Genomic DNA, 25,941 nt, shown 5'->3' on the forward strand with positions numbered 1-25,941 from the left:
CTTCAGCTTCCGTGCGGCCGAGCCTGTGCCGCGGTGGCGCCGATTCCCAAGGCGGTGACCGCGGCCTTCGCCGCGCTCTTGACCACCTTGATAATGCCATTCGAACCGATGTCATATTGAAGCGGCTGCTCCTCATTCTCCCAGACATCCGCGACGCAGATGAAGCGGTCCTTTTTGCCATCGACAATAGAGATATATTCGCGCTTGGCCTTGTCGCTCGGGGGGTCGGCATCCTCCGGGTCGATATGCTCGCAGCTGGCCACGATGATCGCGCCCTTCCGCGTCTGAGCAAGCGCGCTGCGAGCGCTCTCGCAAACCTCCGCGTCCTCACCATAGGTCGAAAAACTGTCGTAGCTCAAGCTATGCCACGAACAATGGTGCGGGGTCTGAAGGATATCATATTGCAGCCAATCCGCGTTTTTAGAGCCATGCTTGTCCCACAGCCGTTCCCAAATCGCCACCTCGGCATCGCCGCCCGACAGGAAGCGGCACTTATCGAGATAGCCGGCCCCGCGGATCGAAAAACGCAGAATGACCGACGAGCGGTTCTTGGCAAGAAGCTGATCGACCTCTTCATCGTCACCCTTCGGCAGCGGCGCAAGCAGGCGAGCTTCGAATGCGCCTGCGGAAACGCGATTCAGGCTCGTCAGCAAGCTGTCTGTCTTGACGACGATACCAAGGATGTCGTCGGTCTTGCCGTCGATGTCCTCGCCCAAAATCTGGATGCGGTTACCTTCGACACCGATCGTCTTGGTGTCGCGGTAGAGTTTAACGCGCCGACGAGCCTCCTTGGCCCAGGCTTTGGCGTCTTCGCACAGCACATGCTCCGTCGATGCCCGGCGGAAAACGATCGGCGAGGACAGCATTTCTCGAATGATGATCTTGTCGTCGTCCTTGTTCCACTCCTCGGGCGGACCGAGATGGAAATGGCTGACTAATCCGCCGATATGATCCTTGTCGGGGTGGCTCAGCAGAAAGCCGTCGACATAGGGGCGGTTCTTCTCGTCGCGCTTGAGGTGCTCGCGCAGCTGCGCCATCACATCGGGCGTGTCGTCATCGGGATCGTCCGCCGCCTTGCGGACATGCAGGTCAATCAACAATTGCTGGTCATTGTCGAAGGTAGCGAGCGTCATATCCCCGTTGTTGACGGGGAAAAAGATAATCGAAGCCGTCATGTCATTCCCTTTTCGGTCTGAACCTTAACCCGATCGCCCCCGCCAGCGACCGCGTTAACTTTACTTATAGATTAAGTATGCCGCCGAGATCAAGCAGATTGACCACGCGAGAGAATGCGCTAGACGGAGCTCAGCTTAATGAATAACTTAAGCGGCGAGGTGGTGATGTGGACTCAGCCGACCGGACGCCGAGCGAGCACATGGAGGTGCGATTTGAGGGTGTGCATCGCCGAATCGCTATTCGCGCGTCTGATTGGGAAACCCTCAGAACAAAAATCCAGAGATCGGCACACCTCAGACTCGTCGCAGCCTTCAAGCGCTTTTGCGCCGGGTGCGACAATATGCCCGAGCAGGCATTCCGCCGCTGCGAGGGTGGCGGCTTTGGTAGGCTCGAGGAATTCGTTGCCGATGGCGTCCTGGTGATCGGACGGCGCGGTACCGACGATCGATTTCAGACATTCTATACGACCGAGGTGCGTGTCAGCTCGGAAGTGGCGTTACTCGTTCAGCAGCCCGAGGCACCGCGCCAGAGCCTGTTGCCGCTCGAGAACGGCATACAACAGAAGGGAACGGAACGATGACCAAGATGATCGAGGAAAATGCCGCCACGTGCGACGCAATTACCTACGCCATCGAAGAGGCGGAAGCTGATCTGATTTTGGCAGTCCAGACCGAGATTCAAACGCTTCTGAACGGCAAGGGTCTACGTGCTCGCGATTTGGCGAAGCGGCTCGATGTGACCGAGGCTCGGGTAAGCCAAATGTTTGGCGATCAAGCCAAAAATCTGACTCTTCGTACTATCGCCCGCATTTTCCATCACCTGGGTGAGACAGCCTACATCACCACGCATGAAGCCTATGCGCGGGCGATCGCGACAGCTCGTGGTGATGACGCGCATCGGGACGAGCGTTGGACGGTGAGCGGCATCGTTGATGATCTACAAGTGGCGCCGAATATTGTCGTGGGACACGTGGATTCGAACTTCAACCTGCCGTGTGCGGGCACCGTGCTCAACCGATGGGCACGTGCGGAAGAGGCGGAATCTTTCAAACCACGTCGGTTTGCCAGCGCGCGTTAGGAGTGGTTCAATTGCCCCAAGATCCGAATAAAATGGACCCTCAGACCTATAACAGCCTCGTTGCTCGTGCCAATCTACGAAGTATTCGAATGACCGTGAGCAAGTTCGAAATGAAGCCGGAAGCGCTCGATCTCGATCCGGATGCCTGGCAAAATAATGTGACGGCAGGTCTATTAGAGAGTTTCCTAGAATCAGAATCAGGGTCGCTCTACGGCGTTCTGGGTTTTGAGGTTGTTTGCCGACAGGCTCGGAGGAAAGTTCTCTCGATTAATGCCACCTACCTCATCAGCTACAGGATCGATGGAGAGTGCGACCAGCCCGCATGCGAGCTGTTTGTCGAGCGCGTTGGCAAGATCGCGACCTATCCCTATTTTCGGGCCTTGGTCGCGTCGCTTACTTCACAAGCCGGTTTGATAATGCGCCCTTTACCGGTGTTGAGTTTCGCACCGCGCAGTGTCGAATCAGCGGCGAATTTGGAACAATCTTCCGGGTCGCTAGGGGCTCCTAAAACGAAGCGGCTCCCTGCCAAATGAGCCAATTTTGGCGGAACCGCGTAACTATCTTTGCGGTTTTACCTAGAGAGAACGGTCGATCACGAGCTATCGCAGGGTAGCATTCTTGTTTTGATAACCGGAAAAGCCTATATTCTGGGATCTGAACGCGATCCAGCTAACGAAAGCGGAAGATGACAAGCGTGGAAACTCAAGTGATGGCGACGGTCAACGCCCCTTATGGGGTGAACCTTTCCGCCCATGCGCTTGCCGCGAAGATCGCCGACCTGCAGAGCGCCAGCACCTATGACGCTTCGGTTTTTGCGTTCTTTTCCGAAGTTAGCCCAAAAATCCAGGAAGCTTTCATCGTCGCCATGGGCGTGGATATTAACCTCGCGCATCAGACCGCTTCGCAATTTGCGGAAATGTCGGGCTACTCGCTTCCTCTGGCAGCGTAACGGGTGCTCACACCGGGGGCTAGCCAATGGCCTCTTCTATTCGACATCGCGATAAAACTGATCGATCAGGCTGAAGCTGCCGTCGGGCATCGGCCGATGTGGAGTTTTGGTGGCGGAACCGCGTTGATGCTGCAGATTGATCATCGCGAAAGCCACGATATCGATCTGTTTATCGACGACCCGCAAATCCTGCCGTTTCTTAATCCCGTAACCCAGGCCTATGCGCTCGACCGGCAGCCAGACGCCTATCAGAGCGACGGTACCCGTGCTATCAAGCTTATCTTCGAGGGTATGGGCGAAATCGATTTTATCTGCTGTGCCGATATCACCGACGATCCGACCGCATCACAGTCGATCCGTGGGCAGAATGTGGCCTTGGAAAGGCCCTCCGAAATCATCGCGAAAAAGATCTTCTATCGCGGCAGCCATATGCAGCCTCGCGATATGTTCGATCTGGCGGCGGTCGTGGGTCACTACGGCGATGATTATGTCGTCGCCGCGCTTCGGCAATGCGGAATCGACCGCTGTGCTACCGCGCTCAAAGCCGCGGAAACGATGAAGCCCGCTTTTGCAGAAGCCATTAACGGTCAACTTCTATTTCGCGATCAAACACGACCTCTCGTCGGCGAAGCGCAATCCGTCACGCAAAGGTTATTGCGCTCCGCGCTTTGAACCGAGGGGTGAGTGCAGCACCGAGTAAGACCAACATAGGCGCACCTAAAAGCACGGAAGATTGAGTTTAGATGGTGCGGGCGGTCGGGATCGAACCGACACTCCGATTAAGGAACTGGATTTTGAGATGGGCTGACCACGAGATCAATGTCCGCTTTCGCGGGTTGATCGGCGGACAGCGGCCAGGCCGTCTTCCTGAAGAGTTTCGGATGCCGGCAGGCGTACGAAAGTCTTGGAGGCCCGAACCCGCGGGCCCCAAGCGGTTCGCTATGGGGTTTTCGGTTTTGAGCCGGTTTCGGTGACCCGCGACATGGCGGATGCGGGCGTGAGTCTGGATGCGGACTGTCCGAGTTTGGGTGGCCACGATAGCTTCGCTGGCGCGAGAAGCTCGGCTTTGCTCGATGTGGTCGCCCATCTGATGGCCATCGGCGCAGACGGCATCGTCTCCGCAAGCATGGGCGCTGCAGGGTCTGTCGCTGTCAGGCCATGCCGGGTCACGACGCCGATATCCCGGATAGTGGCGCAGGAGTCGGAGGCGCGCGGGGCTGACGCTGACGTTCGAAGGTCTCGACGATGACCATGTGCCCGCCGCAGCACGGACAAGGCGGACGGACGTCTTCCTGTTCGGCGTGCGCGTCGATCATGGCCGGCGGGACGACCCCCAGTAACTGGCGGACGTGGTTGAGCACGACCTTGCGGGTGGCGCCGGCGAGCAGGCCGTAGTGGCGGATGCGGTGAAAGCCCTTCGGCAGGACATGGAGCAGGAAGCGGCGGATGAACTCGTCAGCGGTCAGCGTCATGACCTGCTGCCGGTCGGCACCGCCCCGGCGATAATCCTTGTAGCGGAAGGTAACGCCGGTCTGGTCGAAGCGCATGAGTCGGCTGTTCGAGATCGCGACGCGGTGCGTGTAGCGCGATAGATAGGCGAGCACCGTCTCGGGCCCGGCGAACGGCGGCTTGGCGTAGACGACCCACCGCTTCTTCCGAACCGGTGACAGGTGGCGCAGGAACGCGCGGCGGTCGGCGAGGTGCGCGATACCGCCGTAGAAGGCGAGCCGCCCGGCCTCATGCAAGGCCATCAGCCTGGTGAGGAACAGGCGGCGGAACAGCTTGCCCAACACCCTGACCGGCAGGAGGAACGCCGGGCGCGACGAGATCCAGCGTCTTCTGTCTGGCGACAGCCCGCCGCCCGGCACGATCATGTGGACGTGCGGATGATGGGTCATCGCCGAGCCCCAGGTGTGCAGCACGGCGGTGATGCCGATGCATGCGCCGAGATGCTTCGGGTCGGCGGCGATCGTCGTTATCGTCTCGGACGCCGCTTGGAACAGCAGGCCATAGACCGCTGCCTTGTTCTGGAGCGCGATGTCAGCGACCTCGGCGGGCAGCGTGAACACGACGTGGAAGTAGCCGACCGGCAGCAGGTCGGCCTTGCGTTCGGCGAGCCAGGTGCGCGCAGTCGCGCCCTGGCACCGCGGGCAGTGCCGGTTGCGGCAGGAGTTGTAGGCGACCCGCCAATGCCCGCAGTCGGTGCAGGCATCGACGTGACCACCCATCACGGCGGTGCGGCAGGTCTCTATCGCCGACATCACCTTGAGCTGGTCCAGGCTCAGATGTCCGGCACGCACGACCCGGTAGGCGGACCCCGCGGCACGGAAGATGTCGGCGACCTCGATGGAGGCGCGCATGCCCGCTCAGCCGCTGGGCGTTCTCGCTTCCATAGCGGCCATCGCCAGCCGGTCGAACGGACTGGTCACATTGCGCAGCACCCGGGTGGCAACCTGCGTATAATAGGCGGTGGTCTCCAGCTTGGCGTGCCCCAGCAGCGTCTGGATGATGCGAACGTCGATCCCGTCCTCGAGCAGGTGGGTGGCGAAGCAGTGCCGCACCGTGTGCGGCCCGACGCGCTTGCCGATGCCCGCCGCTACGCTCGCTTCCACGACGATACGGTGCAGTTGCCGCGTGTTGAGCGGCTTGAGATAGTGCTGGCCGGGGAACAGCCAGCCGTCGACGTGCAATACGCCCTCCTGTCGACCAACCCGCCACCACTCTCGCAGCAACGCCAGAAGCCCCGTCGGGAGCATGGCGTTGCGATACCGCCCGCCCTTGCCGCGCTCGACCCGCAGCAGCATGCGCTCGCTATCGATGTCGCGCACCTTGAGGCCGGCGATCTCGGCGCCACGCAATCCGGCACCATAGGCGACCGACAGCGCTGCCTGATGCTTCAGGCACGTGGTCGCGGCCAGCAGCCGCGCCACCTCGTCCTGACTGAGCACGACCGGCAACTTGCGCACGTGCCGCATGCGAACCAGCTTGCGCGCCAGGTCTGGCCGATCGAGCGTCTGTATGAAGAAGAACCGCAACGCCGACACGATGGCGTTCATGGTCGGCACCGGCACGCCCAACTCGGGGTCGGTACACAGAACGGACCCAGATATACGCTAAGGTTTTGCCGTGCCTTCGACGGCGCGCATCTGGCGAAGCGGTCTGAGCGCGGTGGATGGCGCATCGGGATCGGTCCAGAGGTAATCGCCGGTGAGATTGATATGCTGCCAACCGAGCGGTGATAGGTGTTGCAGCAGGTCCGGCGGGACCGGCCGGCCGAGGTTGGCGAGATGCATCCGGGCGGCTTGCAGGTAGGTCGTGTTCCACAGGACGATGGCACCGGCGACGAGGTTCAGCGCGCTCGCCCGATGGCTTTGGGCTTGCAGCGCATGATCGCGGATACGGCCGATGCGATGGAAGAAGATGGCGCGTTTCAGGGCATTTTCCGCTTCTCCCTTGTTGAGTTCGCGGGTGGCGCGGCGACGCTGTTCGGGCTGCTCGATCCAGTCGAGCGTGAACAGGGTACGCTCGACGCGACCGATCTCGCGCAACGCCAGTGCCAGGCCGTTGGCGCGTGGATAGGAGCCGAGCCGTTCCAGCATGATCGAGGCGCTGACGACGCCTGTGCGGATCGAGGTTCCCAGTCGCAGCACGTCGTCCCAGTGTGCCTCGATCAGACCTTCGTCGATGCGGCCCGCGACCAGCGGCGCAATATCGGGGCCGGGTTCGATGCCGTTAAACAGGTGCAAACGGCGTGCGGCGATATTCGGGATACGCGGCGCGAACCGGAACCCAAGCAGATGACATAGCGCGAACACATGGTCGGAGACGCCCCCGCCATCGACGTGATGCTCTTCGATGTGCAGATCGGCGCCGTGGTGGAGCAGCCCGTCGAGCACCTGTGCCGCCTCGCTCGCCGAAGCGGAGATAACTGTGGAATGGAACGGCGCGTAGCGATCCGAGACGTGGCTGTAAAAGGAGACAGCCGGCTCTGTCCCCTTGTGCGGATTGACTGCGCCGGTTGCCTGGGCGCGGCGGTCGAGCGGAAAGTTCTGACCGTCTGAGCTGGACGAGGTGCCGGACCCGAACAGCGCGGCCAGCGGCGCGGTGTGTTGGGCGTCGACAAGCCGGGCGAGCGCGCGACCGTAGGTTTCCTCGCGCAGATGCCATGAGGCGAGCCAACCGAGTTGGCGCTGGGTCACGAGATTGCAGGCTTCCGCCATGCGCGTATGGCCCAGATTGGTGGCATCGGCGAGCACCGCCGTGAGGATCGCACGTGGTTCATCCGCGGCACGGCCACTTTGCAGATGCGTGAAGCACTGGCTGAACCCGGTCCATCGATCGACTTCGGCAAGAAGGTCGGTGATGCGGATCGCGGGCAGATGCGCATAGAGCGGCGCAAGGGCGGTATCGGATTCCTCGGGAGTAATCGCCTTCAAGGGCGAAATCCGCAGCCTGCCCAAGCTGAGCTGCACGTCTTCCAGCGCGTCCGTCTCCGCCTTTCGCTCGACCTCGGCCAATCGACGGGCGAGGCGGGCGCGTCGTTCGGCCAGCCAGATATCGGCCGTATCCGGTGCCGGTATCGGCAAGGGGCCGGCCGCGCGCATGTTGGCGAATACGGGGGCAGGAATGAGTTGCTGCTCGACAGCACGATAGCGTCGGCTTCCCTCGACCCACATGTCGCCGGCGCGAAGCCGGTCGCGAAGCTCGACCAGCACGCACAATTCATAGATCCTGCGATCGGGAATGCCGGTGCCGATCGCCCGACGCCAAGCTTGCCGGATGAAGCCGACTGGCGTGCCTGCAGGCAATTTGCGCAGATGACCAAAATGAAGGTCGCGCATGATCGCGACCGCTCGCGCGAGCGCATGGCAGGCTGGCACCGCCCCGAATGTGAACGAGGCGATGAACGAGGGACCGACCTGTCGGAGGACGGGGTAATTGGTCGCGGCGACCGCGACGGGATCGACCGAATCGGGGCGGATCAGCTTGCGGGCTTCATCGACCTCGCGGCCGAGATCATTCCATCCGATCGCTGCCTCGACCGCAGCGCCGATATCGCCACCTGATATCTTGGCGGCGAGCAAGGCAGCGCCGAGTTGGGCAAGCAGCCGGATTTTGCCGTTGATGGTGCGCCGGTTGCGCTTGAGTGTCGTGTCCGCGCTGTTCTGTTCGCGCCGGAACATCTGCCCAAGCAGGCGATCGAACATCAGCACCGCATCGTCGGTGAGGGTAACGATGGTTTCGAGGATGGTCGCCACCAATGTGGCGCGACGCCGCGTCGCTTGCAGCGTCCGAACATGTTGCGCGGTCAGCCGCACGCCTTCCTGGCACAGGCGTCGGAGGCGCTCGGGATGGACGCCTACGGCGATATCCGGATCGATCCCGATGGCCCGAAGCAGTGTCAGTCGCTCGATGATGGCGGCGAATGTCTTTCGGCCGGGCTTGCCGGGTGACTGCCGCACCCAGGCCAGATCGCTCAAGTTCGTGCCTGTGTGGGGCAGGAGAAGCGCATCGAGCAGCCGGCGCTGTCGAGCATCGAGTCCTCGGGTCAGATGCTCGGCGACATGGCGTTCGGCATCGAGCAACGCCTGTGCGACCATCCGCTCGACCGAACTGATGCCCGGCACAATGATGCGCCGTCGCCGGCACTCATCCAGCATCACGCGCGCCAGCCTAGCCCCGCTGGTCGTCGTCAGCGCGATCGGCAGGAGCCATTCCTGCAACGTCGTTCGCAGCGGCCGACTGAGCGGCATGAAGCCGAATGCATCGCGCAGTGCATCGAGCTGTTCGTACCGGGTCGGGCCGCGCGTCGCGTAGTCGGCCAGCACCTCGGGTCCGACCTGCAATTGCTCTGCGACGAACGCGAGCGGCGTATCAGGGATCAGTTCACCGGGTCGCAGGAAACGGCCAGGATAGCGCAGCGCGCAAAGCTGGATCGCGAAACCCAGCCGGTTATGCGGTCGCCTCCGGCGGACGATGATGGCCAAGTCGTCCCGGCTCAATGTCCAGTGCTGGACGAGCAGGGTTTCGTCGTCGGGAAGCGCGAGCAACGCCGCGCGTTGCTCGTCCGACAGGACGGCGCGACGCGGCATCGGCTTAGACCTTGGCCGGTGCGGTCCAGCCGATCCGGGCAAGCGTGCCGAGAAGGGTCGAACGCGGCACCTTGAAGGTCCGGCAGACGGACGCCTTGCTGGCCCCGCCATCCAGCGCGGCGGTGATCCGCTCGAGCGTTTCGGCGTCGATCATCGGCGGGCGGCCACCTTGGCGTCCCCGGCGTTTGGCAGCAGCCAGTCCCGCCATCACCCGTTCGCGCGTGAGCGCACGCTCATATTGTGCCAATGCACCGAACAGCGAGAACAGCAATTCGCCGTGCGGCGTGGTCGTATCCATCTGCTCGGTCAGCGACCGGAACGCGATGCCGCGCGCCTTCAGATCGGTGACGATCGTCAGCAGGTGCGGCAGCGAGCGTCCGAGCCGGTCGAGCTTCCACACGATCAGTGTGTCGCCCGCGTTCAGATAGTCGAGGCAGGCTTTCAGGCCTGGTCGGTCGTCGCGCGCGCCGGATGCCTTGTCGGTATGGAGATGCCGATGATCGACCCCGGTTGCGACGAGCGCGTCCCGCTGGAGATCGACCGTTTGGCGGTCATCGGTCGTTGACACCCGCATATATCCGACCAGCATGTACGACAAACCCTCGAAAGCATGTTTTCGAACACCCTATCAAAGCGACAGGGTTTGTCGATCGTTATGGGCTGAGGCGGGTATGGTTCGGCAAAAGCGCAGGTCCGGAGCGTCGCCTATCACCTGTTTGCCGTCACGCGTCTGCTGTCCGTATGGACGCAAGTAGAAGGCACGCTGATGCCGCAAGAAGCACCAGGTCCTTCAACAGGAACTGTCCGGTTCCGGCCGAAATCGCCGGGAACCCGCCAGCGGTCGGCTCGGCGACGCCAGGCGTGCTCAGGAAAAACGTCAGTGTCACGGCATAAGTCAGGCATGACATCGCCGCGCCGAGAGCGGAGGCCGTCTTGTTGAAAGCACCGATAATCAGCGCAGCGGCCGTCGCGAGCTCGACGGTGCCTATAAAATAGCTTCCACCCTGCACCCCAAAAACGGCCGGAATCCAGCTCATGATCGGACTGTTCTTCATCAATGGCGCGATGCCCATCGCTTCATAGCTCGTGAATTTCATGCAACCGAACCAGAGAAAGATGACCACCAGCGCCCAGCGCAGCAACGCGAGAGACCCGCGAGAGCCGGTCGTCTTTTCAGCTATGTGTAATGTCGAAAACATGGTGCCTCGCTTTCATCATGGCGCATGACCTGCCTTCATGCTTAGACAGGCGTGATATATGCGCTGCGCATACACTATGCGCCGTCAATGAATGAGGCAACCCTTTGAACGTACTCTCGGACCGGCTCGTCAATCTGTTCGGCGCCCTCGCAGTGGGCATCACCGATCGAATTAAGAAGGCGGCATTCGACCCGACGATACCCGGCGGTGGCGAAACCACCGCGGCGATCGTCGTCATCGGTCACGCGACCGGTCTTTCGATCGACGAATTAGGACGGGTGCTAGGCTTGTCCCACGCGGGGACGGTGCGGCTTGTCGATCGATTGGTTGCAGCCGGGTTCGCCGTTCGATCCAAAGCGCTACGGGACCGTCGTGCAGTAGCGCTGATGCTCACTGAGGCAGGCGAGACTCGCCTATCTGCGATCCTGCAACGAAGAAACGAGACTTTATCCGAAATCCTTAGCCATGTCTCGAATGCTGACCGCCTCGTGCTGGAACGTATTGCCGAGACAATACTTGCGCAGATGTCTGACGACGCTGTCTCGGCGCTGACGATATGCCGGCTCTGCGACGAGAGGCGATGCTACAACTGTCCGATGGATGCCTTTGGAATGCTGGAGTCGTCGACGCATAGAGTCGACCCATAAGTGCGCGCAGAGACGCTTAGCGTATATCTGTGCCCGTTCTATGTCCTGACCCCCAATCGTCAGCTCGGCAAGTCCGACCGCGAAGCCGCCGGCGTGCTGTCGGCCGCGCAACGCCACACGCATTTCCTCGACTCCCCGCGCATGGCGGCGGTGCTGGGACGCTCGGACTTCACGTTCGCCGGATTGAAGGACGCGCCGGCGACGGTGTTCCTCGTGCTGCCACCCGATCGGCTCGCCAGCTATGCCCGCTGGCTGCGGCTGATGGTGGCGCAAGCCCTGACCGAGCTGGCGCGCGCGCCCGGTCGTCCGCCTTGGCCGGTACTGTTCCTGCTCGACGAGTTCGCGGCGCTCGGCCGTCTCGAACCGGTTGAACGCGCGATGGGGCTGATGGCGGGTTATGGCGTCCAGCTCTGGCCGATCCTCCAAGACGTCCACCAGCTCCGCGCGCTTTACGGCCAGCGCGCTGGCACCTTTCTGTCGAACGCCGGCGTCCTCCAGGTGTTCGGAGTCAACGATCAGGACAGCGCCAAGCTCGTCTCCGATCTGGCGGGGCAGGAAACCGTCGTGTTCGAGACCATGAGCCGCGCGATCGACGCGGAAGAAACCGGGATCTCCTACGGGCAGCAGAATGTCGGCCGCGCGCTGCTCACCCCCGATGAAGTCCGCACGCTACGCCCCGATCGCCAGCTCCTGTTCCTCGCCGGCCAGCGACCGATCGTCGCCGCCAAGCTGCGCTACTATGCCGATCGCGAGTTCGCCGGGCGGTTCGATCCAGCGTGATTGATCGCGGAAAGCACGAATGAAGCTGGGAGCGGCCTGACCGATTTAAGCCCTGCTGGTGACGCTCGCCGCGTCAGGCTTCCCGAACCACCCGAATCCCTTCCCCTGCCCTCACGGCGCGCCTGGGCGGCCGTAGTGAGTGATTGCGCCGCCCACCTGCCTTACTTCTTTCCCGCCTAGCCAGCGGCGCTTGCGCCGCTTCTGTGACGCCGTAGGCGGCACCTAGCGAAAGCGCATCGGCCGGTAGGCCGATTCCGTTGGTCCCTTCTGTTCCCTGCCTCGATGCGGGCCGTTCGACGTTAAAAGATTCTGTTAAATATGAATCGTTAAGTAGGTTAAGCCGAAAAAACGGCCTTGTTTCAGTAAGGAAATCAACAGCTTGCCAGAACCGCCGGTGGGTGAAAACACGTGATTCGGTGTGTGAAAACACGATAGTGCGGTGTGTGAAAACACGAGTCAAAGGTGTGTGAAAACACGATAGCACACGGCTCGGGAACGCCGATCGCCCATATCCTGGGAAGTCTTGCCGCCGATGATTCCAACCATGCCTCGCCGCTTCTGGGGGTGGCGGTGTGTGATAACACGATAGTTAGGAGCGGCCTGAAAGTCGGTCCATGAGGTCATCGACCTCTGTGGTGCGCCGTCGATCGGCCTCCATGCGGTCGCGCCGATCCTGCTCGGCCTGGAGCTGCTCGGAGAGCGCCAAGGCTTCCGCCTCCCCTCTCAACCGGAATTGAATGGCCGGGCTGCCATCGTTCGTCGCCACCATTTCGACCGCATAATCGGGAAGTTGGTTGATCTCCACGATCTTGCGGAGCATCCGGTTGAACTCTTTGGGCTTGCTGTCGCTGCCGGTCTTGTCGCGCAGCACCTCCACCCGGCACGTCCACCCGCCGCGCTGGTTGCCGGCGTGCTTGCGGGCGATGCGATACAGCGCCCGCTCAAGCCCGCCGGTCAGCAGGAAGTAATCGGGGTGCATGGTGAGAAGCGACCGCTCCGCCATGATCCCCTCATAAACCCAATCCGACAGGGTGATGGTCATGCCGCGGGGCTGGTCGGTTTCGGGGTCGACCTCCAACGTCCATTTGTCGAGCCAGTTGAAACCCGCCTTGCTGCGACGCTTCGGGGCGCGGATCGACGTGGAAATAGAAGTCGTCTGCAACCGCTGTAGAGCGGCTTGAAGGTCTTGATAGGCGCGCCCGCTGGTGTTGCGCTTGATTGCCCGCAAAAGGTCGTAGGACGTGGTTGTCAGCGTCCTGGGCAGGTCGTTGACCCCCTGCTCCCGCATCCGATTGAGCGCCGACGTGGCCCATATGATGATATCGGCGTCCCAGATCGTCGCCATGCCGTAGGCGGGTATTGCCTCGATCTTCACCCAGGTCGCGCCGTCCGGGCTGGTATATTCGATCGGCTTGACCCGCTTGCGTTTCTGCAAGGAAAAGAACGGTCGTTCCATCGTCTCCCGCTGATCCTTGAGCGGAAGGTCGCCCATGATTGGCAGGAACAGGTCGAACTCCGGACTAGGGTCACGCCGCTTCTTCATTGTTCAATCCTGCACGCTTGCAGATTTGCATGTGTGCACACGCTCAAGCACGTCCAAACTGCTTGTCGGCGTCGTATTTGGCGACCAGCTCGGCAATCGCTTCGGCCAGCAAGTCCTGGTGGCTGCGGCGCGTTCGTGCCGCCAACACCCGGAACGCCTCGGCGGTTGGATCGGCGGGATCGAAATAAGCACCCAAGTGATATTTGCCCGGACGTTGCCCGCTCAATCGGGGAGCGCGCGCGTTTGGTTGAGGCGCTGCACGCTCGGGGGATGCGGACTCGGGCTTTGCCTTTGTGGTGACGGCGGGCGCTAGGAGTGAGGAACGTCGTGCCATGATATCAAGCCTTCACATTTGCAGGTGTGCAATTCTGCAATTCATCAAATAGGAATTGGCGAAGCGACGCAATCTCCTGGGCGGCTTTGCCGTTGGGTTCGTGCTCGGTCACGCCAAGCCCGTAGGGCCATGCTGCCCGATAGGCGCTGCGCTCCCTGATGACTGCGCGCGCGACCTTTAATCCAGTATCCTCCGCCAGTGTCCTCGCATCATCCAATAGCGTCGTTGCCGTAGGCGGGGCCGCATTGAGCACGACAAAGCCGGTCCTGCCGGTGCTGATGATGAGTTGGGCCGTGCGCTTGATCGCGTCGAGATCAATGAGGGAAGGGCGGCACGGTATCAGCACAATATCGGCCCGTTGCGCGGCTGCGGCTGCCTCGGCCCCGGCTGCCGGAGGCGTGTCGATGATGGTGAGGTCGAAACCGTTCGCCTCGGCCGCGTCGATCGCCTGGTTCAAGCGGCGCGCGCTGATTGGCTCTACATGAGGTAGCTCGGCCTCACGGCGCTCGCTCCACGCCGTTGCGCTTTCCTGTGGGTCTAGGTCGAACAGCGCCGTCCTGATGCCTGCCGCTTGCGCCGCGACCGCCAGATTGACCGCGAGCGTCGTTTTGCCGACGCCGCCTTTTTGTGCCGCAAGCGTGATTATATGCACGTGTGCACACTCCCAATATTGATGACGTGATAGTATGCAGAATGGCAGGACTGCACAACCGTTCTCTTGCCGGCTGAAGGTGACCCCAGGGTTGGGTGGGTGGGACAACAGCACGGCCGCCTCGGCGGCCTCCCTTTTTGCGCGAGCGATCGTAGCCGTCAGGGACGAGACGCCAGCATGGCGGCTCGATCGGAGCTGCGAAGCGGAGATAGAGCGCGGCCCGTTAGGGCGCGTCCAGCCCTTGACGATTGGATCAATGGTAACATATATGGAACTGATGGTGCTAAAGGAGTATGAGGACGGGGAAGGGCAAAGCCCCTTCGGACTCTGGTTCGCCGCGCTGGATGCGGTAGCGGCCGCAAAAGTGGTGGTGGCGCTGAATAAGGTCGAACGGGGCGCGCTTTCCAACGTCAAACCGGTGGGAGAGGGCGTCTCGGAATACAGGATCGATTTTGGACCTGGCTATCGTATCTATTTCGGAATGGATGGCCAAACCCTCGTCATCCTCCTGAGCGGCGGGACGAAGAAACGCCAGCAGCGTGATATCGACGCCGCCAAGTCGCTGTGGGCGGATTACAAGGCGCGGAAGAAAGGAAGATCGTGATGGCTCTCACCCGCAACTTCAAAGACACCGTGCGCGCACGTGTTCAAGCGGACCCAGCGTTTCGCTCAGCACTCCTCACCGAAGCCGTTAACGCCTTCCTCGTCGGTGACATCGATACGGGTAAGGCGGTCCTGCGCGACTACATCAAGGCGACGGTGGGTTTCGAGGAACTGGCCGAACAAACCGGAAGACCGTCCAAGAGTCTGATGCGGATGTTCAGCCCGGCGGGGAATCCGGCTGCCGACAACCTGTTTTCGGTCATCAGCACGCTGCAACGAGCATCGGGTGTAACACTGGAAGTTCGCGCGGCGTGATTTGAACCCTGAAAGTGGTAACTTTCCTCTTTCGTTCTCATCGGCCATGACTCATAGAATCGTCATGCCGATCGCGCGTGAACATCGCTGGCTCTATCCGATCGACTGGCGCGAGCTGTCCAACCTCATCCGGTTCCAGCGTGCCAAAGGGCGCTGCGAGCATTGCCGTCGTCCGCACGGCCGCGACGTGCTGCACCTGGGCGATGGAGTATGGTGGGACGAGGACGCCGCGACCTGGCGCGACGGGCAGGGCAGGGGTCTTCGCCATCTGCCGTCGCCGGACGAGCTGGCGCGGGCGCAACCGGGTCTCGCCGGCATCGACCCGCCCGCTTATCTTCGGATCACGCGCGTGGTCCTCGCCAGCGCGCACCTAAACCACGATCCCGGCGACAACCGGCCGCGCAACCTCGCCGCGCTCTGTCAGCGCTGCCACATGGTCCACGATGCCACTGAACATCGCCGGCGCCGTTGGCTCAACGCGTTCCGGCTGCGCGCGATCGGCGACCTGTTCGCCTGACTGCCGGGCCGTAGGACCGGCCCCCGGGTTGGGTGGTGGGACAAAAACGCGGCCGTCGAACAGACGGCCTCCATCTAGGCCGGTTGGCTAAGTGAGCTGCGCCCGCCAGGAATATGCCGGTATAGCGTCGATGGCTGCACCCCGATCTGCTGCGCCACTTCCTCCACCGTAATAGTCGGATCGGCGAGCATCGCCTTGGCCCGCTTAATCTCGGCCGGCCCCATCGCCGGCTTGCGCCCGCCGCGCCGCCCCAAGGCCCGCGCCTGGGCAAGCCCGGCATGGGTGCGCTCCAGGGTCAGTTCGCGCTCGAACTCCGCCACGGCCGCGAAGACGTGGAACACCAACCGCCCGCCGGGGCTGGTGGTGTCAATCGCCTGGGTGAGCACCTTAAGGCCGATCTCGCGCTTGGCGAGATCTTCGGCCGTCTCGACGAGCTGCCGCACCGATCGCGCGAGCCGGTCGAGCTTCCACACCGCCAGCGTGTCGCCGGCACGAAGATAGTCGAGCGCAGCTTTCAGCTCCGGCCGATCGCGCTGCGCGCCCGACGCCCTCTCCATGAAAACGCGCTCGCATCCGGCTTGCCGTAGCGCCTCGATTTGTAGGGCAGGGGACTGGTCCCTGGTGGACACGCGCGCATAGCCGACGAGCAAGGGGCTTCTCCGAAAACTCGACACGACCTAGCCGGATTCCGGAGAAGGAAACAAGGGACGGTTTTCGGAAACTGAACAGGCCGTTTTCGTGATCTGTAAACGCTCGCGCTAAATGGCGGCGTTCTGATCGCGCTATTTGTCAGTTGCCGGGTCCGATGACGAGGCAATCGCGCGCGGCCTGAACGATGTCAGCGGTGACCTCCTCGACGCGGTTGAGGGTCATGATCCGCCGCATCTGCGCGAACAGGCGCTCCATGAGCCGGAAGTTGCCGCGCGTGATGCGGATCACGGCTGCCTGCGCTTCGATCGCGTCGAGTTGGGCCGGGTCGAAGCTGATCCCGAAATCGCCGGCGTGGGTCGCGAGCAGCAGCCGCATTTCGGTCTCGGTAAGCGGTTTGAACTCGTGGACGAAGCCGATCCGCGAGTAGAGCTGGGCATAGCGGGCGAGGCGCTTCTCCAAGCCCGGCATACCCATCAGGATCAGCCCGAAGCCGTGGCGATCGGCCATGTCGCGGAGATGTTCGAGCGACTTTATGGTCAGGCGGTCGGCCTCGTCGACGATGACGAGGGGGCAGGCGATGCGGGCGGCGTCATGGGTGATTTCGTCCTGCGAGCCGCCCGCGACCGTCAGCCGGGCATAGCCCAGCTTAATGAGGTTGAGGCCCAACACCGCGTCGATCGTCTTGGGCGTGTTGCTGACCGACACGGTGTAGAAGACGGCGCGGCAGCGAGCGACCTTTTCGCCAAGGAGCGCGGCAATGGGACGGAGCGCGGCATATTCCCCCAGGTCGGGGAAGCTGGAAAACTCGCGCGCCGATCGCGTCTTTCCGACGCCCGGCCGGCCATGACACACGCCGATATAGCGGTAGTGCGCGCAGGCTTCGGCAAACTCGACGAACCGGGCATGTTCGCGGGTCGCCAGGAACGGCTGCTCGACCAGGAACTCAATCGTCAGCGGCGTAGAGCCGGAGCCCTCGGTAGGTGGTGGGCCGGGAAGCCGTATCCTCTTGGTCGCCATCGAAGGTCTCCGTGGGGGCAGGCACCTGCTTGTCGCGCTCCTTCGCGCCGCGCCGGGCGCGCTGGATCGCGCGCAACGACGGGTGCCCAGCGTGCTCGGAGCTGAGCGCACGGCAGACGAACCGGCCCTGGTGGTAGACGTGGATCTCGGTCAGGTCGCGGGGGTCATAGACCGCCTCGACCTGCTCGCCGACGAAGGCCGCGAGCGTGGGTTCGACATAGCGCCTGCCCATCAGACGGATGCCGTCGCGCAGCACTTTACGGGGCTTGGGCACGTGCACGAGCAGCATGTCGAGCTGTTCAAGGCTGTCGGGCATTGCGGGCAGGAACCCGCCCTTCTGCCAGCGCGTGATCGGCGGTTCGCCGGTGCTGCCATGCGGGCGACGATGATAGACGCCGCACACGAACGCCTCGAAGCGGGCGCGCAGCTCGTCGAGCGTGAGCACTGGCGCCGACAGCGGCTTGCCCGCGATCAGGTGGCCGGGCAGGTCGGGCAGGAACATGTCGTTGATGGTGCGGAACAGCCGCTCGATCTTGCCGCGCCCGCGAGGACGCCCCGGCAGCGAATGGATGAGGCGGATTTTGAGGGCGATGCACGCCTGCTCGATATGCTCGGAGATGAAATCCGAGCCGTTGTCGACGTAAAGCTGTTCGGGAATGCCGCTGACGATCCATTCGGGATTGGGCTTGCGCCAGATCGCCTGCCGCAAGGCGAGCGCCGTGTTGAGGGCACTGGGGGCATCGAGGCTGAGGAAGTAACCGGCGATGGCTCGGCTGTGATCGTCAACGATGACGGTCAGCCAAGGACGCACCGGGGTTCCGGCATCATCGAGCACGAGAATGTCGAGAACGGTATGATCGGCCTGCCACATCTCGTTCGAGGTCGCGGCTTCGCGCCGATGCACTAGCTCGTGCTGGTCGCGGTAGACGGCCGGATCGGAGGCTGCGGCGATCTGGCTTGCCGGTATCGCCCTGACGACACGCGCGACGGCCGCATAGCTGGGGGTTCGGTGTCCATGCGCGATGGCGAGTTCCTGCACCTTTCGGTGAATGGCGGCGACCGGGGGTCGCGGGCGCTTGGTGGCGAGAGTGCGGGTCAGTTCGACCAGATGTTCCGGCAGGTGCAGCCTGCCCCGATCGTTGCGCGGCAGACGCGCGAGACCGGCAAGTCCTTCGGCACGGTAGCGCCCGAGCCAGCGCTGCAACGTCCGCTCGCTCAGCGTGTCGGTGCGGGCGAGGTCCGCGAGCGGGATGCCATCGGCGAGGTGCGGTTCAAGGACGCGGTAGCGCTCGATCGCCAGCGGCGGGACAAGCGCCGGATGCGTCACCGCCGACGGTCCGTGTCGCAGGTAAGGAAAACGGAGATTTGCCTGCCCATCGCCATGCGAGTCCGCTCGCGTTGCCAAACCGGCCTGTTCGACGTAAATCTACCCGGTAAAGAAAACTAGGGCAACATAGACCTGCCGATGACGACTTTCTTCCCAAACCGCGCCCGATCGGGGCGCCACCGGCCCTACGCATGAAAATCGGTTACGCCCGCGTATCGACCGCCGAGCAGAACCTGGACCTCCAGCGTGATGCGCTGAAGGCTGCCGGCTGCGAGAAGGTCATCACCGACAAGGCCTCCGGGGCGACTGCCGCTCGCCCTGGATTGGAAAAGGTGAAGGAGCTGCTTCGCGCCGGCGACACACTGGTGGTCTGGCGCCTCGACAGGCTCGGCCGCTCGCTCCGTGATCTGATCGGATGGATGACCTACCTCGACGAGGAAAAGGTCGGGCTGCTGAGCCTGCACGAGGCGATCGACACGACCACCACGTCGGGCAAGCTTACCTTCCACCTGTTCGGGGCATTGGCGGAGTTCGAGCGCAACCTGATCCGCGAGCGGACCCAGGCCGGTCTCACCGCAGCCCGCGCTCGCGGCAAGAAGGGTGGCCGGCCGGCCGCACTCGGCAAGGACAAGCGCGACCTGGCCGTCAGGCTCTACCACGAGAACACGATGCCGATCGCCAAGATTTGCTCGATGCTCGGCATCTCCAAGCCAACACTCTACGCCTATGTGCGATCGGCCGAGACCAAGCCGGTAGCCGCGTAGCGACGCTCGCCGACAAATAGCGCGATCAGAATGCCGCCACTTAGCGCGAGCGTTTACAGTGATCTCGGCCGCGATCGGCCCGGCTGTCGCGCAATCGACCGTTTGGGAGACGCACGGGATGGGCGATATTCTGGGTTATGCCCGCGTCAGCACCGGCGATCAGGACGTGGCTGGACAGACCATGCGTCTGGAGGAGGCCGGCGCGATCAAGGTGTTCACCGACGTCATGTCGGGCAAGAGCATGGAGCGGCCCGGTCTGGCCGAACTGATCGCCTATGCCCGCAAGGGCGACACGCTGGCGGTGGTCCGCCTCGATCGGCTTGGGCGCTCGCTCGCCGAATTGCTCACCACGGTCGAGACGCTACGCGGCCAGGGCATCGCGCTCCTGAGTCTTGAGGAAAAGATCGACACATCGTCGGCCGCCGGCGAACTCATCTTCCATGTGTTCGGGGCCATCGCCCATTTCGAGCGGAGACTGATCTCCGAGCGAACCAGGGATGGGATCGCCGCCGCGCGCGCCAAAGGCAAGTTGCCCGGCCGTCAGCCGCTCGACATGTCCAAGGTACATGCCGCCATCAAACTGGTCGAAGCGAGCATCTCGCCGACAGAAGCAGCACGACAACTCGGCATCGGCCGATCGACCATCTATCGAGAAATGCGCCGCCTCGGCGTGGAAAGGCCCATCTGAATGTCCAGATCGAAATCGGCTCACGATCTTTCCGGCCTGATGAAATATGCGGATCGCGCGCCATGGGATGAGGCATTGGCCGAAATGCTGTCCGCGCATCTCGATCCGGCGAGCGAAGCGACCGGACTCGAGCCTGACGCCATATTCGAGATAATTGGCGATCACTGGCAAGGGCCGCTATGGGGCTGCGCCTTTGAAGATCTGCTTACGCAGGAACTGGAACCCGACGGTCGCAATCTGGTCGATGACTATCTCAAGCGCCGGGGCTGGAACGAAAAGGCGCCGAACAAGGCCTATATGCGCGCGTTACGCGATACGGTCATGTCGCTCTATGAGGTCAGCGAAGTCGTGCCTGGTCAGTCGATGACCTTGCGCGATCTGCTGCGCGACGTTGCTCCGGTGACGGTGCGCGAACACGGTGCAACCCAGACCCTGGTCAACTGGGACAAGATCGCCGCAAGGGTTGTCGACGTGAACGGGCGCCATGGCATTTCCGGAGCGCTGTTGCCGTTCAGCGCTGAGGGCGCCGTGCGAGTGGTCGATGCATTTTCCCGACTTGCCGACGAAACTCAGGACACTGCGGAATTGGACCCGTCCGATCGGGACGCGCTTCTGGGAGCATCGGGACCGATGTTCACGAACATGTGGCTGCTCGACTGTCTGGGCAAGGCCATGCCCGGCAGCGCGCCGGATATGGTCAACGCCGACGGCGATGACCTGGTGTTCCACCGTATCGTTTTTCCGCTGGCGAAAGGCGTGGTCGGCAAGAGCCTGATCCGAAGGCTGAACGCGGCACAATGGCTGGAACCTGCCAGCGACAGTTTCTGGAACTGGCTGGCACCAGCGACGAAGAACAAGAAGCCGCAAGCGACCAAAGGCAAGCGGGCCTTCGTCACGACCATGGATGACGGCACGCCGGTTTTTGCCAATGTGGAACTGGCAGGGCGCAAGCTGATCGTCGAGGTAAACAGTGCCGCCCGCGCGGAGCGAGCAATTACCCAGATGGGCGAATGGCTTGGTGATTGCGTGAGCGCGCCTATGGCCGAAATCCGGACGCTCGATCAGGTTATGGCCGACGATGCCGCCCGCACGCCACAGGACGAGGCGCTGGATATTCCACCGCATGAAATGGAGCGCATCGTTCACGATATGCTGACCCGTGAATATACGAAAACGCTCGATGAGCCGGTCCCAGCCCTCAGCCACAAGACGCCACGCGTTCTGGCCTGTACAAAGGCGGGGCGGGTAAAGGTAGCCGACTGGCTCAAATATATCGAAAATGGCGCGGCAAAATCGGGCACCGCCGATCCGATGGGCACCTATGACTTTACATGGATGTGGGAAGAACTGGGGCTTAGCGACCTCCGGCGGTAACGGCCATCATACGGTTCTTGAAATGTTCTCGCTTAGCGTTGTCTGGCGTACCTTCCACGCGATGCCCTCATATACTCGCCGGCCCCCGCTCGTGCGGGGTGGGGTCGCGACAATGCCGACACGCTCGAAATAGCGGATCGTCTCGATGTTCACGCCGGTTCGGCGCGACAACTCGCCGATAGCTACAGCTTGCGCGGCCTTCCACCTGATCAGACGCTTGTTCTGGTCAACGGCAAGCGGCGCCATCGTGGCGCCACGGTGCAGCTGTCGAACATTCCCTACATCCGCGGCTCGCAAGGGCCGGATCTCGCACGATTCCGTCAATCGCTATTGGGCAGTTGGAGGTTCTGCGCGACGGCGCATCGGCCAACTACGGCTCCGATGCCATTGCGTGCGCCGCTCGAGCTTGGGCTTGCGAAGCCGCTCAACCTGGCGGCCTGGCCGGAGTATTGGCGCGAGACGTGGGAGGTCACGCCCGGGAAGCTTGAGTCCTATCAAGTCGGACCCTTTGCGTCCGTGCTGGATCCCGACACGCCCAGTCCGACGGATCGGGTCTTCTTGCCCGCCGGATCGAGCGGCTTTGCGGGCTTGGACCCCTCCAAGCAGGCACTTTCTCGCGCAATAACTGGGTAGCCTATGCAGCCTCGAGGGAGACCTGACGGGCCCTTCGAGAACCGCTCAAGCGCGGGCACCGCCGACGTGACGCTGTTGTGTCCCGGCCCGCTCAACCAGTTGGTGCGATTCTGGTCACCGGATCGATTAACCTGATCGCCATTGTCGGCATCGATGACCTCGCAGTGATGTTCTCGATTACCTATGGGTGGATGCTTATGCTGAAGCTCGCTCTGTTCTTCGGGATGCTTGGGCTTGCGGCATTCAATCGGTGGCAGCTCGTGCCGAGCATCAGAGCAATACTGGGTGGCGGGGGGCAGGTAACGGCCGTTTTCCGGCTGTGGCGGGCGATCATGGCCGAAACGCCGTTAGGTTTTCGTCTTCTCGCCGTCGTGGCGATCCTTCGCACATTGTCGCCGGGCGATTGACTGTCAGCGGAGAGCATCTGTCAGCAGCGACAGCCGCTGCAAGGGACCGACGATATCTAATCGCCGACCACATGTCGCGTGCGAGCGTCGGGGGGCCGAGGCAAATCCCGCTCCTTAGCTCGTCGCCGCTCGACCAAGTGGAAGTCTCTAGGGCGAGCGTTCGATAAACATGTCGGATCGAGTAATCGGCCCGGAGTGCCGATATGCAGCTGGCCCCGTCGGCGGTCATCAGATCTCTTCATCGAGGGCGGGGGGGGTATAACCATTTCGCATCGAAGCTACCTCATTAGCATTTGAGGTTAAGCGCCAAGCGAACTTATGAAAGGACGATGACAGTCCAGATCAGTCTGGCGAGAACAACAGGCTATCGAATGCTAAAGTAAATGCGTGACCGGCTTAGCACACGCATAAAAAACGATCTCGAGGGGAGGACGTCGTGGGTACCGAAAGCAAGACCGGGAAAAGATCCTTATCGTCTGCCGTCTCACTTGGCGTGATGTCCTTAGCAGTTCTAGGCTGGACGACCCCCGCTGCTGCTCAGGAAGCAGCGACCTCATCGAGTGATACCCAGGCGGCCTCGGATACCTCGGCCCAATCGGACATCGTTGTAACCGGTTCGCGGTTTGGCCCTCGCGTGGTGACTGACTCACCTACTCCGATCGATGCGATCTCCGGTGAGGAGCTTGTTCGGGCGGGCAACTCCGATCTGCAAAGCAAGCTAGAGGTGGTCGTCCCAAGCTTCAGCACCCCAAGACCGGTTTCCGCCGGTACCAACGATTTCTTGACGCCCCCGACATTGCGAGGCCTGTCAACTGGACAAGTTCTCCTGTTGGTCAACGGAAAGCGCCGCCACACCAACGCCGAGTTGAACTCGAACAATCAAATCGGGCGCGGCGACGTTGCCTACGATTTCAATGCCATCCCGGTGGCGGCGTTGGCGCGCGTCGAGGTTCTTCGCGACGGTGCAGCTGCGCAATATGGTTCAGATGCTATTGCGGGCGTGATCAATCTTCAACTCGACAACAGTGTTGGAACTCTTGCTCAAGCCCGCTTCGGTATGACGACCGAAGGCGATGGCGAAGATTATCAGGCGTCGCTCGCCCACGGCTTTGCAATCGCGGGAGACGGCTTTGTCCGCCTTACGGGGTCCTACCAAAAGCACTTCAGCACCAATCGGGCGCGGCCCGACACCCGACAGCAGTATTTCGGGAATAACAATGGTGTGCTCGTGCTGCCATCCGGTAACTTTGGTTCAGGTGTGGGTCTGACCCCGTCGAACGGGACGCTGGACCCGCGTGAGGCGACCTTCGATCGTGACACCTCGTTTTACGGCGAACCCGAATACGACAATGCGAGCTTCTTTGTTAACGCTGAGGTTCCCCTGACCAACGACATTCGCCTTTATTCGTTTGGCGGATACAATCGCCTCAAGGGAACAAGCTTCAACTTCTTCCGCCGCGCTGGTCAAGATGAAAACGTACGTTCGATTTTCCCAGACGGCTTCAGGCCGGAGCAAGTCTCGCGGCTTACAAATTTTTCATCCGCTTTTGGCATAAAAGGCGACGACCTCGCCGGTTTCCGTTGGGACTTGTCCACCGTCTACGGAATTTCACAGAACAAGCTGAGAGTGGAAAACTCTGTCAACGCCTCGTTCGGGGCGCAGAGCCCGACTTCGTTCTTTAGGGGCGGGTCGCGCTTCCGTCAGTGGACCACAAACTTCGACCTCTCGAGGGAGATCGACCTCGGCGATGGTTCGCCGCTCAAGATTGCATTTGGCGCTGAGTATCGAAAGGAATTTTACCGTCTCATAGCAGGCGAGCCTGCCAGCTACGCAAACGGCGGGATCCGCGTTCTTGACGGGCCGAACGCCGGCCGACCGGCTCCAGTTGGCGCGCAGTCCGCTATCGGCGTGTCGCCCTCCGATGTCCTGCCGGGAAAGAGGAACAGCAGAGCGATCTATGCCGAGGTGGAGAAGGAGTTTGCCGATCGCGTCCTGATCTCGGCTGCCGTGCGTCATGAGAACTTCTCGGATTTCGGGAAGACGACCGACTACCGGCTGGCCGGCCGCCTTGAGTTGACAGATGGATTGGCCTTGCGTGGCTCTCTTGGGACCGGTTTCCGTGCGCCAGCTCTGGCGCAGTCTTTCTACAGCCAGACCGACTTTTCCTTCGTAAACGGCCAGCTGCTCGCCGTGCGCATATTCTCGGTCAACGATCCTGTCGCAAGGCTGATCGGAGCTACCCCGCTGAAACCCGAGCAGTCCGACAACGTGTCGGTTGGCGCGGTATTCGAAAGCGGCGGATTCGCTCTCACGATCGACGCGTATCGAATCAAGCTGGACGATCGCATCGCAATCTCATCAAATTTCCAGAGCGCCGCGCTGACTAACTTCCTGGCGCAAAGGGGCGTTCCTGACATTGCGGCTGCGGCATTCCTGACGAATGCGGTCGATACGACGACGGAAGGAATCGATCTCACAGCGAGATATCGTACCGACCTCGGGGCCGGATCTCTGATTGCGACTTTCGCCGCAAACTTCAATCGCACCAAGTTCGATCGACTGGGGGGACGGCCAGCCGAACTTACGGCGATCGGCATTACCACTCCGCTTGTCGACCTGACGCAGCAGATACGATTGTCCGAAAGCACGCCAGAGGACAAACAGACACTCAATCTGACTTGGGCCAGTGGTCCGTGGAATGTGAGCTTGACCGGCACGCGCTATGGCAAGGTGGCGCAAGTGGCACTCACAAATGTCACGCCGGCGAGAGTCGCAGTGTTGACGCCCGGCTACAACGTCAAGCTCGTGCCATCACCGGCTAACGCAGCGAACTCAGATATCATCCAGCGCTTCAGGGCCGACATCATTGCTGATATTGATATCAGCTATGAGATCAACAATCGTCTGACGCTCGGAATAGGTGCCGCCAACCTGTTCAATCAGTATCCGGAAGGTCCGCTCGCTTCCACGGTCGCGAGCGTTGCAGCAGGAACTAATGGCGCCGATAACGCAGGCATCTTCCCTTACGCCAACATCAGCCCCTACGGGATCAGTGGTCGCTTCCTCTATGCGAAGGCGACATTCCGTTACTGAACGCGCCAATGTCGGTGTCCAGGCTATGAGCCCGGTCTGAGTTTCACTTTGTCCTCAAAGTGGCCAAAACACGGGAGCAAGGAGTAAGTCATCGCCGTGGCG

Annotated in this window: 26 protein-coding genes and 3 pseudogenes; 16 read left to right on the plus strand and 13 right to left on the minus strand. The window is 61.9% G+C overall.

Annotation, left to right across the window (positions count from 1 at the left end; translation table 11 throughout):
* Window positions 1–2: 2 nt before the first annotated feature.
* Window positions 3–1,175, minus strand: coding sequence for a hypothetical protein (locus AX676_RS10560; protein WP_066478442.1), 1,173 nt, complete (start codon window positions 1,173–1,175; stop codon window positions 3–5).
* Between the two features lie 200 nt (window positions 1,176–1,375).
* Between AX676_RS10560 and AX676_RS17830 the strand changes: the two genes are divergently transcribed.
* From AX676_RS17830 to AX676_RS10580, 5 genes are all read left to right on the plus strand, one after another.
* The gene (locus tag AX676_RS17830) at window positions 1,376–1,756 is read left to right on the plus strand and encodes a hypothetical protein (RefSeq protein ID WP_156437690.1); all 381 of its coding nucleotides are present in this window, start codon (window positions 1,376–1,378) and stop codon (window positions 1,754–1,756) included.
* On the plus strand, window positions 1,753–2,253 hold the full coding sequence (locus tag AX676_RS10570; protein WP_066478453.1) for a helix-turn-helix domain-containing protein: 501 nt from the start codon (window positions 1,753–1,755) through the stop codon (window positions 2,251–2,253). The genes AX676_RS17830 and AX676_RS10570 overlap by 4 nt, the downstream gene beginning before the upstream one ends.
* 89 nt (window positions 2,254–2,342) lie before the next feature.
* Complete coding sequence (locus AX676_RS17835) at window positions 2,343–2,786, plus strand: hypothetical protein (protein WP_156437691.1); 444 nt, start codon at window positions 2,343–2,345, stop codon at window positions 2,784–2,786.
* Between the two features lie 176 nt (window positions 2,787–2,962).
* A complete protein-coding gene (locus AX676_RS10575; protein ID WP_231726115.1) occupies window positions 2,963–3,202 on the plus strand; it encodes a hypothetical protein in 240 nt (79 codons plus the stop codon).
* A 3-nt stretch (window positions 3,203–3,205) separates the two neighbouring features.
* Window positions 3,206–3,874, plus strand: coding sequence for a nucleotidyl transferase AbiEii/AbiGii toxin family protein (locus AX676_RS10580; RefSeq protein WP_066478466.1), 669 nt, complete (start codon window positions 3,206–3,208; stop codon window positions 3,872–3,874).
* Window positions 3,875–4,368: 494 nt separating this feature from the next.
* Here AX676_RS10580 and AX676_RS10585 read toward each other — a convergent pair whose 3' ends face one another.
* The 5 genes and pseudogenes from AX676_RS10585 to AX676_RS10605 form a co-directional block, all read right to left on the minus strand.
* Window positions 4,369–5,562, minus strand: coding sequence for an IS91 family transposase (locus AX676_RS10585; RefSeq protein ID WP_066478473.1), 1,194 nt, complete (start codon window positions 5,560–5,562; stop codon window positions 4,369–4,371).
* 6 nt (window positions 5,563–5,568) lie between these two features.
* A pseudogene (locus tag AX676_RS10590) lies at window positions 5,569–6,282 on the minus strand (tyrosine-type recombinase/integrase); the annotation flags it as partial.
* A gap of 33 nt (window positions 6,283–6,315) precedes the next feature.
* The gene (locus AX676_RS10595) at window positions 6,316–9,294 is read right to left on the minus strand and encodes a Tn3-like element ISMpo10 family transposase (protein ID WP_012449407.1); all 2,979 of its coding nucleotides are present in this window, start codon (window positions 9,292–9,294) and stop codon (window positions 6,316–6,318) included.
* A 4-nt stretch (window positions 9,295–9,298) separates the two neighbouring features.
* On the minus strand, window positions 9,299–9,883 hold the full coding sequence (locus AX676_RS10600) for a recombinase family protein (RefSeq protein ID WP_010339849.1): 585 nt from the start codon (window positions 9,881–9,883) through the stop codon (window positions 9,299–9,301).
* Between the two features lie 133 nt (window positions 9,884–10,016).
* Window positions 10,017–10,493 (minus strand): YkgB family protein, encoded by a 477-nt coding sequence (locus tag AX676_RS10605; RefSeq protein ID WP_010339850.1) that lies wholly within the window; start codon window positions 10,491–10,493, stop codon window positions 10,017–10,019.
* Window positions 10,494–10,597: 104 nt separating this feature from the next.
* Between AX676_RS10605 and AX676_RS10610 the strand changes: the two genes are divergently transcribed.
* Together AX676_RS10610 and AX676_RS10615 are read left to right on the plus strand one after the other, a co-directional pair.
* On the plus strand, window positions 10,598–11,140 hold the full coding sequence (locus tag AX676_RS10610) for a MarR family winged helix-turn-helix transcriptional regulator (protein ID WP_010339851.1): 543 nt from the start codon (window positions 10,598–10,600) through the stop codon (window positions 11,138–11,140).
* Between the two features lie 54 nt (window positions 11,141–11,194).
* A pseudogene (locus AX676_RS10615) lies at window positions 11,195–11,920 on the plus strand (type IV secretory system conjugative DNA transfer family protein); the annotation flags it as partial.
* A 589-nt stretch (window positions 11,921–12,509) separates the two neighbouring features.
* Here the strand turns inward: AX676_RS10615 and AX676_RS10620 are convergent.
* Genes AX676_RS10620 through AX676_RS10625 form a run of 3 tightly spaced genes read right to left on the minus strand, consistent with a single transcriptional unit; the run spans window position 12,510 to window position 14,449 of the window.
* The gene (locus AX676_RS10620; protein WP_066544273.1) at window positions 12,510–13,463 is read right to left on the minus strand and encodes a replication initiator protein A; all 954 of its coding nucleotides are present in this window, start codon (window positions 13,461–13,463) and stop codon (window positions 12,510–12,512) included.
* A gap of 43 nt (window positions 13,464–13,506) precedes the next feature.
* Window positions 13,507–13,797 (minus strand): ribbon-helix-helix domain-containing protein, encoded by a 291-nt coding sequence (locus tag AX676_RS18285; protein WP_156441222.1) that lies wholly within the window; start codon window positions 13,795–13,797, stop codon window positions 13,507–13,509.
* 4 nt (window positions 13,798–13,801) lie between these two features.
* Window positions 13,802–14,449 (minus strand): ParA family protein, encoded by a 648-nt coding sequence (locus AX676_RS10625; protein ID WP_066544274.1) that lies wholly within the window; start codon window positions 14,447–14,449, stop codon window positions 13,802–13,804.
* Window positions 14,450–14,717: 268 nt separating this feature from the next.
* On the opposite strand from AX676_RS10625, the gene AX676_RS10630 reads away from it, so the two are divergent.
* The 3 genes from AX676_RS10630 to AX676_RS10640 all read left to right on the plus strand — a co-directional run bounded on the left by AX676_RS10630 (window position 14,718) and on the right by AX676_RS10640 (window position 15,884).
* Window positions 14,718–15,053: a type II toxin-antitoxin system RelE/ParE family toxin gene (locus tag AX676_RS10630; protein WP_331710228.1), complete on the plus strand. Its 336-nt coding sequence runs from the start codon at window positions 14,718–14,720 to the stop codon at window positions 15,051–15,053.
* Complete coding sequence (locus AX676_RS10635; protein WP_066544277.1) at window positions 15,053–15,367, plus strand: helix-turn-helix domain-containing transcriptional regulator; 315 nt, start codon at window positions 15,053–15,055, stop codon at window positions 15,365–15,367. The genes AX676_RS10630 and AX676_RS10635 overlap by 1 nt, the downstream gene beginning before the upstream one ends.
* Window positions 15,368–15,431: 64 nt before the next feature.
* Complete coding sequence (locus AX676_RS10640; RefSeq protein WP_066544280.1) at window positions 15,432–15,884, plus strand: hypothetical protein; 453 nt, start codon at window positions 15,432–15,434, stop codon at window positions 15,882–15,884.
* Between the two features lie 74 nt (window positions 15,885–15,958).
* Here AX676_RS10640 and AX676_RS10645 read toward each other — a convergent pair whose 3' ends face one another.
* The 3 genes from AX676_RS10645 to AX676_RS10655 all read right to left on the minus strand — a co-directional run bounded on the left by AX676_RS10645 (window position 15,959) and on the right by AX676_RS10655 (window position 18,879).
* Window positions 15,959–16,534, minus strand: coding sequence for a recombinase family protein (locus tag AX676_RS10645; RefSeq protein WP_066544283.1), 576 nt, complete (start codon window positions 16,532–16,534; stop codon window positions 15,959–15,961).
* A 139-nt stretch (window positions 16,535–16,673) separates the two neighbouring features.
* A complete protein-coding gene (locus AX676_RS17325) occupies window positions 16,674–17,552 on the minus strand; it encodes an AAA family ATPase (protein ID WP_009824028.1) in 879 nt (292 codons plus the stop codon).
* Window positions 17,479–18,879: a Mu transposase C-terminal domain-containing protein gene (locus AX676_RS10655; RefSeq protein WP_066544285.1), complete on the minus strand. Its 1,401-nt coding sequence runs from the start codon at window positions 18,877–18,879 to the stop codon at window positions 17,479–17,481. Before AX676_RS10655 ends, AX676_RS17325 begins: the two co-directional genes overlap by 74 nt.
* 191 nt (window positions 18,880–19,070) lie before the next feature.
* On the opposite strand from AX676_RS10655, the gene AX676_RS10660 reads away from it, so the two are divergent.
* The 3 genes from AX676_RS10660 to AX676_RS10670 all read left to right on the plus strand — a co-directional run bounded on the left by AX676_RS10660 (window position 19,071) and on the right by AX676_RS10670 (window position 21,705).
* A complete protein-coding gene (locus tag AX676_RS10660; RefSeq protein WP_007407197.1) occupies window positions 19,071–19,643 on the plus strand; it encodes a recombinase family protein in 573 nt (190 codons plus the stop codon).
* A 118-nt stretch (window positions 19,644–19,761) separates the two neighbouring features.
* Window positions 19,762–20,331 carry a recombinase family protein gene (locus AX676_RS10665; RefSeq protein WP_013849886.1) on the plus strand — a complete coding sequence of 190 codons (570 nt, stop codon included), beginning with the start codon at window positions 19,762–19,764 and terminating at the stop codon, window positions 20,329–20,331.
* Window positions 20,332–21,705 (plus strand): hypothetical protein, encoded by a 1,374-nt coding sequence (locus AX676_RS10670; RefSeq protein ID WP_062734668.1) that lies wholly within the window; start codon window positions 20,332–20,334, stop codon window positions 21,703–21,705. It begins immediately after the preceding gene.
* Window positions 21,706–21,711: 6 nt separating this feature from the next.
* Here the strand turns inward: AX676_RS10670 and AX676_RS10675 are convergent, their stop codons facing one another.
* Complete coding sequence (locus tag AX676_RS10675) at window positions 21,712–21,951, minus strand: MerR family DNA-binding transcriptional regulator (protein ID WP_066544287.1); 240 nt, start codon at window positions 21,949–21,951, stop codon at window positions 21,712–21,714.
* On the opposite strand from AX676_RS10675, the pseudogene AX676_RS18290 reads away from it, so the two are divergent.
* From AX676_RS18290 to AX676_RS10690, 3 genes and pseudogenes are all read left to right on the plus strand, one after another.
* Window positions 21,892–22,097 (plus strand): annotated as a pseudogene (locus tag AX676_RS18290) (TonB-dependent receptor plug domain-containing protein); the annotation flags it as partial. The gene AX676_RS10675 and the pseudogene AX676_RS18290 sit on opposite strands and share 60 nt — an antisense overlap.
* Window positions 22,098–22,415: 318 nt before the next feature.
* Entirely contained in the window at window positions 22,416–22,745 is a 330-nt protein-coding gene (locus AX676_RS10685) for a CopD family protein (protein WP_082731399.1), read from the plus strand.
* A gap of 436 nt (window positions 22,746–23,181) precedes the next feature.
* Window positions 23,182–25,839, plus strand: coding sequence for a TonB-dependent receptor plug domain-containing protein (locus tag AX676_RS10690; RefSeq protein ID WP_231734710.1), 2,658 nt, complete (start codon window positions 23,182–23,184; stop codon window positions 25,837–25,839).
* Window positions 25,840–25,941: the final 102 nt, after the last annotated feature.

It is taken from the genome of Sphingomonas sp. CCH21-G11, assembly GCF_001555965.1.
In the GTDB taxonomy this organism is placed as follows: Bacteria; Pseudomonadota; Alphaproteobacteria; order Sphingomonadales; family Sphingomonadaceae; genus Sphingomonas.